At 62.0% G+C, this 2,819-nt stretch carries 2 protein-coding genes and 1 pseudogene; all 3 read left to right on the top strand.

Annotated elements, in window-relative coordinates:
- Positions 1–19: 19 nt before the first annotated feature.
- Positions 20–985, top strand: coding sequence for an SMC-Scp complex subunit ScpB (gene scpB, locus OQK_RS03390; RefSeq protein ID WP_016771122.1), 966 nt, complete (start codon positions 20–22; stop codon positions 983–985).
- Between the two features lie 105 nt (positions 986–1,090).
- A complete protein-coding gene (locus OQK_RS03385; RefSeq protein ID WP_016771121.1) occupies positions 1,091–1,282 on the top strand; it encodes a DUF1289 domain-containing protein in 192 nt (63 codons plus the stop codon).
- Positions 1,283–1,424: 142 nt separating this feature from the next.
- A pseudogene (gene rluB / locus OQK_RS03380) lies at positions 1,425–2,645 on the top strand (23S rRNA pseudouridine(2605) synthase RluB).
- Positions 2,646–2,819: the final 174 nt, after the last annotated feature.

Genomic DNA, 2,819 nt, shown 5'->3' with positions numbered 1-2,819 from the left:
CCGAATAACGAGTCCCTGTATGAACCTGACTGAACCCCGCGAGCTGGCGCCCCTGCTTGAAGCCTTTCTGTTGGCCTCGGGAAAGCCGCAATCCCTTGAGCGCCTGTTTGAACTGTTCGAAGAAGGCGAGCGGCCGGAGCCGGCGGTCTTCAAGAAAGCCCTGACCCTGCTTGGCAAGTCCTGCGAGGGCCGTGCCTTTGAGCTAAAAGAAGTCTCGTCGGGCTATCGCTTGCAGATCCGCGAGAAGTTCTCGCCGTGGGTCGGCCGTCTCTGGGAAGAGCGCCCGCAGCGCTATTCCCGCGCCTTGCTGGAAACCATCGCGCTGATCGCCTATCGCCAGCCGATCACTCGTGGCGAAATCGAAGATGTGCGTGGCGTGGCGGTGAACAGCAACATCGTCAAGACCTTGCTCGAGCGTGAGTGGATTCGCGTCGTCGGCTATCGCGACGTGCCGGGCAAACCGGCGATGTTCGCCACGACTAAGGCGTTTCTCGACCACTTCAACCTGAAAAACCTCGAAGACCTGCCGCCGCTGGCCGAACTGCGCGAGATGGAAGCCGAACCGGTGCTCGACTTCGACGACGCGCCGGTGCCGCGGAGTCTGCAGGACCTGGCCGACGCCAGCGCCGAGCCGGAGGAGGAGAAGGAAGAAACCAGTTTCCATTCCCTGTTGCTGGAGCTGGACAGCATGGAAGAGGGGATCAAGACCGACTTCGACGACTTGCTGCGCGATGCGGCGGATGGAGAAGCGCCGGTGCCCGAGCCTGAGATCATCGCGCCGGTTGTTGAAGTTGAAGTTGAACTTGAAGCGGCGCCTGACGCCGAACCGGAAGAAGACATTCTCGGTGTCGCCGAAGCCCGCGAGAAACTCCTGGCCGCTGTCGCCGCCCTCGAACAGCCGGAACCGGAACTCAGCGAAGAAGAAGCCGAAGCCCGCGCACTGGCTGAGGCGATTGAAGCCGAACGGCGCGAGTTCGAAGACTGACCCGCGCCGAAAAGATCGCAGCCTTCGGCAGCTCCTACAGGGGGACGCATTCCAATGTAGGAGCTGCCGAAGGCTGCGATCTTTTGATCTTCCAAAGGTATCCCAATGAGCTCAACCAAAGACCCCTGCATCAGCCTCTGCAAATTCTCCGACGACATCTGCCTGGGTTGCGGTCGCAGCAAGCGCGAGATCAAGGCCTGGAAGAAGCTCGACAAGGACGACAAACGCACGGTGCTGGCCGAAGCCGCGCTGCGCCTGATCAAACTCGGTGGTGCCGGTCGGCGGAAAAAGAAATAACCGGCAATCGATCAGCTAGTCTCTGATGCGCGATGGCACACATCCGCGTATGATTCGCGACCCTTCGCCGATCCCTTCGGCCTGGACCCAGTTTTCAATACTTCAGGCGCCGCCTGAACAGACCACACCGGGAGGTGCCCAGATGAGTGACATCAATCAGAAAGACGACCAGGAAATCGGCCCAGCAGGCGAAAAGCTGCAGAAAGTCCTCGCCCGTATCGGCGTCGGCTCGCGCCGTGACGTGGAATCCTGGATCAGCCAGGGCCGGATCAAGGTCAATGGCAAAGACGCCACCCTCGGCCTGCGCGTCGACATGCACGACGCCATTACCATCGATGGCAAGGTGATCAAACGCGAAGAGGCCGCCGAATCGGTGCGCCGCGTGATCATGTACAACAAGCCCGACGGCGAAATCTGCACCCGTGACGACCCGGAAGGCCGTCCGACCGTGTTCGACAAGCTGCCGCGTCCGAAAGAAGGCCGCTGGATCAACATCGGCCGTCTCGACATCAACACCACCGGTCTGCTGATGTTCACCACCGACGGTGAACTGGCCAACCGCCTGATGCACCCGTCCTACGAGATGGACCGCGAGTACGCCGTGCGCGTACGCGGCGAAGTCGATGACGAGATGATCGAACGCCTCAAGGCCGGCGTGGTGCTGGAAGACGGCCCGGCGCGTTTCACCGACATTCAACAGGCGCCGGGCGGTGAAGGTTTCAACCACTGGTACCACTGCGTGGTCATGGAAGGGCGCAACCGTGAAGTGCGTCGTCTGTGGGAATCGCAGGGTCTGGTGGTCAGCCGTCTGAAGCGTGTGCGTTTCGGTCCGGTGTTCCTCAACTCCGACCTGCCGATGGGCCGCTGGCGCGAAATGAGCCAGTACGAAGTCGACGTGCTCAGCGCCGAAGTCGGCCTGACGCCAGTGGCGATGCCGCAGCTGAACGCCAAGAGCAAGGACAAGCTCGAACGCATGCAGCGCAAATCGTCGCGGCCAATGGCCAAGACCGAGCGCGTGCGTACCCTGCGTCCAGCCGCTGGCGCACCGACCGCACCGCGCCCGAGCCGTGAGCCGCAGATCGAAGGCGAGCGTCCAGGTCGCAAGCCAGTCGCCCGTGACGGCGAGCGCGCACCGCGTCCGGCCAATGGTCGCACTGAGCGTGGCGAAGGTCGTGCACCGGCCGGTCGCGGTACGCCAGTGGCGGATCGTCCAGCCGACACCAGCAACAAGCGCCCGGCCAAACCGGCGCCGAAGCTCCGGGGATCAAACTGGTCGACGGCGACAAGCCCTCGGGCAAGCGTCGCGGCGCACCGGCCGGTTCCGGGCAGCGTCCGGGTTTTTGGACGCAAGAAACCGGAATAAGGCAGCTGTGAGTTACTAGCTGCAAGCTACAAGCTACAAGCTACAAGCTGAAGCAAAAACGCCAACCTCAGGGTTGGCGTTTTTTTTGTCTGGGCGAAAGTCTGTGCTGACACCGATCGTTTCCACGCTCTGTGTGGGAATGCATCAACGGACGCTCCGCGTTCGGCTTTGGAA

The sequence above is a fragment of the Pseudomonas sp. R62 genome (assembly GCF_000257605.1).
In the GTDB taxonomy this organism is placed as follows: Bacteria; Pseudomonadota; Gammaproteobacteria; order Pseudomonadales; family Pseudomonadaceae; genus Aquipseudomonas; species Aquipseudomonas atacamensis.
This window is presented reverse-complemented; position numbering and strand designations above follow the sequence as displayed.